The sequence below is a fragment of the Lysinibacillus sp. NPDC093692 genome (assembly GCF_050280125.1).
Taxonomy (GTDB): domain Bacteria; phylum Bacillota; class Bacilli; order Bacillales_A; family Planococcaceae; genus Lysinibacillus.
This window is the reverse complement of sequence record NZ_JBNNUW010000006.1, coordinates 242,489-249,345: the sequence shown is the minus strand read 5'-3', so window position 1 is coordinate 249,345 and position 6,857 is coordinate 242,489. Positions and strand designations below refer to the sequence as shown.

Genomic DNA, 6,857 nt, shown 5'->3' with positions numbered 1-6,857 from the left:
TCAAAGGAGCAAGCTCCTTCTCTGTTCGCTCGACTTGCATGTATTAGGCACGCCGCCAGCGTTCGTCCTGAGCCAGGATCAAACTCTCCATAAAAAGAAATTTGATTAGCTCAAATTGTTTTGCTGGCATCATGTTTGATGTCCAAAATTTTGTTTCGTTCACCAACTCAAGGTTAGCTACTGAAAACTTTATTGATTACGTTTTGCTTGTTCAGTTTTCAAGGTTCATAATGTCGTTTCTAAGCGACAACTTCTACATCATACTATACAAAAGTATGAATGTCAATAAGTTTTTTGGAGCGGGTGATGAGAATCGAACTCACGACATCAGCTTGGAAGGCTGAGGTTTTACCATTAAACTACACCCGCGATATGAATGATATTTATTTAAAATGGCGCGCCCGACAGGAGTCGAACCCATAACCTTCTGATCCGTAGTCAGACGCTCTATCCAATTGAGCTACGGGCGCATATATATTTGATAAATTGACTTGGTGCGGCCGAGAGGACTTGAACCTCCACGGGGTTGCCCCCACTAGGCCCTCAACCTAGCGCGTCTGCCGTTCCGCCACGACCGCATTCAATCAGTAACTTTCTCATTATACTACGATAACCAGAAAAGTCAACTTTCTTTCTTAAAGAGATGAGCCATGAAGGACTCGAACCTTCGACCCTCTGATTAAAAGTCAGATGCTCTACCAACTGAGCTAATGGCTCGTATTAAGAAATGAATGGCTGGGGTACTAGGATTCGAACCTAGGCATGACGGAATCAAAATCCGTTGCCTTACCGCTTGGCTATACCCCAATAAGTGGCGGTCCCGACCGGGATCGAACCGGCGATCTCCTGCGTGACAGGCAGGCATGTTAACCGCTACACCACGGGACCAACGTTACTATATTTTCATGAATTAAAATAATGAAATGACCCCTACGGGATTCGAACCCGTGTTACCGCCGTGAAAGGGCGGTGTCTTAACCACTTGACCAAGGGGCCATGGCTCCGAAGGCAGGACTCGAACCTGCGACAACCTGATTAACAGTCAGGTGCTACTACCAACTGAGCTACTTCGGAATAATTCACATGTTTTGTCGTCGTTATCTTGTCGACTTTTACTATTATAGGGACATCTGTAGTAAACGTCAACCCTTTTTTATTATTTTTTTCATTCCATTAGTTTTAAACGTCCTAAACACTTGCTACAGCAGTATTTCTCCACATTCATTCTAATTTTTCTTACATATGATTGTTGGCATTTTACGCATGTATATGTATACAGTCGACGTTGTTTTTTGGAAGCTGTCTTAGGCATTTGTAATACTGCACAAAAACGAGGAGCATTCACTTTTCCTAATAACTCTCGAAAATCTTTGTCTCGATGCTGATACCCTTTGCCTTCCAAATGTAAATGATAATGACATAATTCGTGTCGAACTATCCCTTCTACTTCACTAATACCATACAATTCATAGGCTTTTGGGTTAACTTCAATATTGTGCGAATGTAAAAGATAACGTCCACCTGTTGAACGTAACCTTGAATTAAAATATGCTCGATGCATAAACGGCTTCTGGAAACTATCTAATGATATTCGACTAACAAGATATTGAAGTTCCTCGTTATTCATATCTATATCACCTCTAACAACAAGAATACCACACTGTACAGTATAGACAGTGTGGTAAATTTTATCCCGCTTTAACGGGCAGTAATTTATCTGTATCGAAATAAAGCAATGAGTAGTAAAGGCTAGAAGTTAAGTGGGAGACTAACTGCCCGTAATAGCCTGATGGTGAATACTAATAATCAACAAGGCTCAAGAGAATCCCCGGTAATTAAAGTTTCACTTAATTACGCTTCGATAGTTTGATCTTTAGGAGGCAGCATCGTTAATGATATGCGCCCTTTATTGACATCTATTTGTTCTACCCAAACCGTCACAATATCACCGAGTGCAACAACCTCTAATGGATGTTTAATACGTCTTTTTTGTAATTTAGAAATATGCACAAGCCCGTCCTGCTTCACTCCAATGTCTACAAATGCTCCGAAATCAACGACATTTCTCACTGTACCTTGTAATTCCATCCCAACTTGTAAATCTTCCATTTTCAATACATCTGTTTTCAGTAAAGGCTGAGGGAATGCATCACGTGGATCGCGACTTGGTTTCATTAATGTATCCACAATATCCTTAATTGTGATTACTCCAACATCTAAAATGCCACTTAATTTTTCTTGATCTAGTTTCGCAATGGCTTCCTCGGCCTTTTGCGTCCCTAGCTCTTTTTTATCAATTTGTACAACCTCTAAAATCTGCTCTGCTACACTATAACTTTCAGGGTGAATGCCCGTAGCATCGAATGCATTCTTGGCTCCTGGCACACGTAAGAAACCTATTGCTTGTTCATACGTTTTGGCACCAAGTCGTGGAATTTTCTTTAGTTGAGCACGAGTAGTAAATTGTCCATTTTCCTCTCGCACCTTCACGATATTCTCCGCAACCGTTTTAGATAATCCAGAAACGTATTGTAGTAGTGAAGCTGAGGCTGTATTAACATCAACACCAACTTGGTTTACAGCCGTCTCTACTATAAATGTTAAGGACTCATTCAATTTCTTTTGAGAGACATCATGCTGATATTGACCTACCCCAACTGCTTTTGGCTCAATTTTCACTAATTCCGACAGCGGATCTTGCAAGCGGCGTGCAATAGAAACGGCACTACGCTGTTCTACCTGTAAATCCGGAAACTCTGTACGGGCAACTTCGGATGCTGAATAAACAGAAGCTCCTGCTTCATTGACGATCACATAGGCAATATCTGTTTCAAGTTCATTCAATACATCCACTATAAATTGTTCTGTTTCGCGTGAGGCAGTACCATTACCAATAGCGATTATAGTAATTGGGTATTTCGCTAAAATCTCTTTCACAATTGCTTTCGATTTTGCTACATCTGGTTTTGGCGGATGTGGATAAACGGCTGTAACCTCAAGCATTTTCCCAGTTTCATCTACAACAGCTAGCTTACAGCCTGTACGGTACGCTGGATCAACTCCCAATACATACTTCCCTTTCATTGGAGGCTGTAATAAAAGATTACGTAAGTTCTCAGAGAAAATATGAATAGCCTGCATCTCTGCTTTTTCTGTTAATTCATTTCGTAACTCTCGTTCTATAGAAGGCTGAATTAGACGCTTGTACGAATCCTCAATCGCTAGCTTTACTTCAGCAATTGCTGGAGAGGAACCTGTAGCCGGAATCCACTCCTTCCACATAATCATCAATACTCGATCTATCGGTACTTGAATTGCTACTTTTAAGATTTCTTCTTTCTCACCACGATTTACAGCTAAAATACGGTGTGGGACAATACGATTTACAGGTTCTTCATATTCATAATACATTTCAAACACGTTTTTTTCGTCTGCATCTGCATCCCTCACACTTGTAGCAAGTACTCCATCTTTCCATGAATACGTACGAATTTTTTCACGGATTGCCGCGTCATCGGCAAAGCGCTCTGCCAAAATATCTCGCGCCCCAGCTAATGCATCCTCTACATTAGCAACTTTTTCCTCATCTACGAAGGCCATCGCTAATTTCTCTAAAGCATCATTACGATACTCTAATAGAAGATCCGCAAGAGGTTCTAATCCTTTCTCTTTCGCTATTGTCGCCTTTGTTCGGCGTTTTTGTTTATACGGTCGATATAAATCCTCTACACGTTGTAAAACAGTTGCTGCTTGAATCGCTTGTTCTAATTCAGGTGTTAGTTTATCTTGTTCCTGAATTAATCGTATAACCTCTTCTTTGCGTTGCTCAAGCTGCTGTATGTAATGATAACGATCCTCCACAGCTTTAATCTGCACTTCATCAAGGGACCCAGTAGCTTCTTTTCGATAACGTGCAATGAATGGCACGGTATTTCCTTCTTCTAATAATTTAATAACAGCCTCAGCTTGACTCGGCTTAACAGCTACATCCTTTGCAATGAGCTGTAACATTTGCTTTTGTTCCACATCATCACTACCTTTTTTCTTTTCATTTTACCATTACACTTCACTAAAAATGCAAAAATAGTCTACTCTAACGGAAGAGTAGACTATTTTTTCAATACGAAGAGACTGTTTTCGCTAACACTTCCTACTAAGCTCATGCTATTGCTTGTATTTGTGACAATAACAGCAAAGCCCCTCTCGCTATAAATTTTTAAAGCGAGACACCATCTCTTACTAAGATAGCTTCTTGTAATTTTTTTATTGCCTTCCTTTGTATTCTAGATACATGCATTTGAGAAACCCCTAATCGTTCTCCAACTTCTTTTTGAGTGAGTTGCTCTAAATATGTAAGCTGAATGATTTGCCTTTCTCTCTCATCTAAAATACTCATTGCTTCAGAAACAATCATTCTTTTATTAGTCATTTCATAGCCGTCATCTTCTTTACCCATAATATCAAATAACGTTACTGTACTACCGTCAGCATCCGATTCTATTGAATGATCCATAGAAAGAGCATGGTAACTACGGCTCATCTCCATAGCCTCTAACACTTCTTCTTCTTCTACTTCTAATTGATCCGCAATTTCCTTAATAGACGGAGAACGTTGCAACTCAACTGTTAACGCTTCAACTGTTGTTTTAATTCGTGGTCCTAATTCTTTTATCCGCCTTGGCACATGAACATCCCAAGTCTTATCGCGTAAAAAGCGTTTAATTTCTCCAACAATCGTTGGAACAGCAAATGCTTCAAAACTTCGACCAACATCAGGATTAAAACGTCGTATTGCACCTAGCAACCCCAGCATACCTACTTGAGTAATATCATCATAACTAGATTTACCATTCGAATATTTACGTGCAATGGACTCTACTAAATATCGATAATGAATCACTAAATTTGTCTGAGCATCATCATCTTCCGTTGATTGGTACAGCGCAATCCACCTTAGTATATCTTCCTTAGACGAAGATTTAGGTAGTGATTCTTTCGACATTTTTCTCCACCTGCTCTCTAGCGACATACTTAGTCATGAAAACAGTTACGCCACCATCGTTATTTATCATCACCTCATCCATCAAAGTTTCCATTAAATAAAGCCCTAAACCACCTTCGCGAAGACCTGCAATACTCTCTTCAGGATGATACGGACCAATTTTCGATTTTATCTCCTCAAAATTAAAACTATTACCGTAATCTGCAATCATCATTTCTAGTTTATTTTCATACAAAGCGCATCCAATGACGATTTCTCCCTCTTCTTCGTCCTTATATGCATGATGTACAACATTTGTTACCGCTTCACTTGCAGCAATTTTTAAATCTTCAATATCATCGTAATTAAATCCAACTCGACTAGCTAAGCCAGAAACCGTCAATCGAATCACACTGACAAATTGCGGTTTTGCAGGAACCCTTATCTCAATATAATCAAATTCCTTCATTTTCTTAATTCCACCTTTTTATCAGTTTCAATATCCATTAAATCGCTTAAACCAGTAATTTCAAACAACCTTTGTAATCTATTCGATAAACCAACTAATTTAACTTTCCCATTTTCGCGTAGTGTTCTTTTGTAAAAGGCTACAAAGATACCCAGCCCCGTACTATCCATATAATTAACTTTTGATAAATTAAGTACTATTTCTAATCCCTCAGTAATTTTCACTGCCTCTAATTCTTCCCTGAGTCCTGAAGCAGTAAAAGTATCTATTTCACCCTCTACAAATCCGTATAGTTTATTATCAAGTTCTTTAAAGTGTATCGCCATGTCCATACAGCACACCTCCACCAATTTGTTAGACTAATTTTCTATTCCCGTAATTATTAAAAGTCAAACCTAAAAAACTAATTTTTTATAATTGCAATTGTAAAATCATCTGTTAGTTTAAAATCCTGTATTTTTTCAATTTGCTTATAAAGAAGATTACATAATTCTTGGGCTGACAAGTATTTATTTTCAAATACTAATGATGTAATGACCTCTCGTGCATTCAATTCATCCTGCAATCTGAATTCAGTAACACCATCCGTCATCATGATTACGATGTCGTTTTCTTCCAAAGTAATTTCGTTATAAGAATACTTCGTTTCTGGCAACACCCCTAATAATAATCCCGTTGATTCTAAAGGGATAAATTGATCACGCATAGCACTGTAATGAAGAGCTGGCTCGTGACCTGCAGAAGCATAAGAAAAAGTGCTTTTTCGCATATCCAAACAACCGTAGAACATAGACACAAACATACTGTCGTCTACACTCTTTTCAATTACTCGATTAATGACCTCTAATACATATGAAGGATCTCTATATGCATAATCCAATGCTTCTAAACCATATTTTACCATAGACATACATAATGCTGCTGGAACACCTTTACCTACCACATCTGTCACGGCTACACTCAAATAATCATCTCGATTATATAAAAAATGGACATAATCCCCATTCATTTTCCGGATTGGAATAGATATCATTCCTATATCGATATTTAAAAGTTGTGGTACCTCTGTTTTAAGTAATGTACTCTGGATACTTGTAGCAATTTTCATTTCTATCTCATACTCAGCTTGTTTTTGTAATAAGCTTTGGTGCTCCCTATGAGCCATTCCATAATGCACCATCACTTCGATAAGAAAATCATATGCAAGCTGTTCTTCACTCATTCTACGTGGAAATAGCTTTTCAACTGCGTTTTTATGAATACTTACAACATCCTCTAGAGAAATATTATTTTGGATTAACTGACGAGTGAAATTTTGAGCAATATACAAATTCTTTTCAGTTTGATCAGTCATATAATCTGACAAAATCTTTTTATATTGAGATTCTAATCGATCCAACAACTCCA

At 38.4% G+C, this 6,857-nt stretch carries 6 protein-coding genes, 8 tRNA genes and 1 rRNA gene; all 15 read right to left on the bottom strand.

Annotated elements, in window-relative coordinates; translation table 11 throughout:
- A 16S ribosomal RNA gene (locus ACQKN4_RS09445) occupies nucleotides 1–94 on the bottom strand; the annotation flags it as partial.
- 201 nt (nucleotides 95–295) lie between these two features.
- Nucleotides 296–369, bottom strand: a tRNA-Gly gene (locus ACQKN4_RS09440).
- Nucleotides 370–393: 24 nt separating this feature from the next.
- A tRNA-Arg gene (locus ACQKN4_RS09435) sits at nucleotides 394–470 on the bottom strand.
- Nucleotides 471–492: 22 nt separating this feature from the next.
- Nucleotides 493–578, bottom strand: a tRNA-Leu gene (locus tag ACQKN4_RS09430).
- Nucleotides 579–644: 66 nt separating this feature from the next.
- A tRNA-Lys gene (locus ACQKN4_RS09425) sits at nucleotides 645–717 on the bottom strand.
- Between the two features lie 15 nt (nucleotides 718–732).
- Nucleotides 733–807 (bottom strand) — tRNA-Gln (locus ACQKN4_RS09420).
- A gap of 5 nt (nucleotides 808–812) precedes the next feature.
- Nucleotides 813–888, bottom strand: a tRNA-Asp gene (locus tag ACQKN4_RS09415).
- 36 nt (nucleotides 889–924) lie between these two features.
- Nucleotides 925–996 (bottom strand) — tRNA-Glu (locus ACQKN4_RS09410).
- 1 nt (nucleotide 997) lies between these two features.
- A tRNA-Asn gene (locus tag ACQKN4_RS09405) sits at nucleotides 998–1,074 on the bottom strand.
- A gap of 91 nt (nucleotides 1,075–1,165) precedes the next feature.
- Nucleotides 1,166–1,627: a SprT family protein gene (locus tag ACQKN4_RS09400; RefSeq protein ID WP_079562548.1), complete on the bottom strand. Its 462-nt coding sequence runs from the start codon at nucleotides 1,625–1,627 to the stop codon at nucleotides 1,166–1,168.
- Nucleotides 1,628–1,851: 224 nt separating this feature from the next.
- Nucleotides 1,852–4,026 (bottom strand): Tex family protein, encoded by a 2,175-nt coding sequence (locus ACQKN4_RS09395; protein ID WP_079562547.1) that lies wholly within the window; start codon nucleotides 4,024–4,026, stop codon nucleotides 1,852–1,854.
- 190 nt (nucleotides 4,027–4,216) lie between these two features.
- Nucleotides 4,217–5,002: an RNA polymerase sigma factor SigB gene (gene sigB / locus ACQKN4_RS09390; protein ID WP_427483495.1), complete on the bottom strand. Its 786-nt coding sequence runs from the start codon at nucleotides 5,000–5,002 to the stop codon at nucleotides 4,217–4,219.
- Nucleotides 4,980–5,450 carry an anti-sigma B factor RsbW gene (gene rsbW, locus ACQKN4_RS09385; protein WP_079562545.1) on the bottom strand — a complete coding sequence of 157 codons (471 nt, stop codon included), beginning with the start codon at nucleotides 5,448–5,450 and terminating at the stop codon, nucleotides 4,980–4,982. The genes sigB and rsbW overlap by 23 nt, the downstream gene beginning before the upstream one ends.
- Entirely contained in the window at nucleotides 5,447–5,782 is a 336-nt protein-coding gene (locus ACQKN4_RS09380; protein ID WP_079562544.1) for an STAS domain-containing protein, read from the bottom strand. Before ACQKN4_RS09380 ends, rsbW begins: the two co-directional genes overlap by 4 nt.
- Before the next feature lie 71 nt (nucleotides 5,783–5,853).
- Nucleotides 5,854–6,849, bottom strand: coding sequence for a PP2C family protein-serine/threonine phosphatase (locus ACQKN4_RS09375; RefSeq protein ID WP_427483493.1), 996 nt, complete (start codon nucleotides 6,847–6,849; stop codon nucleotides 5,854–5,856).
- Nucleotides 6,850–6,857 lie beyond the last annotated feature (8 nt).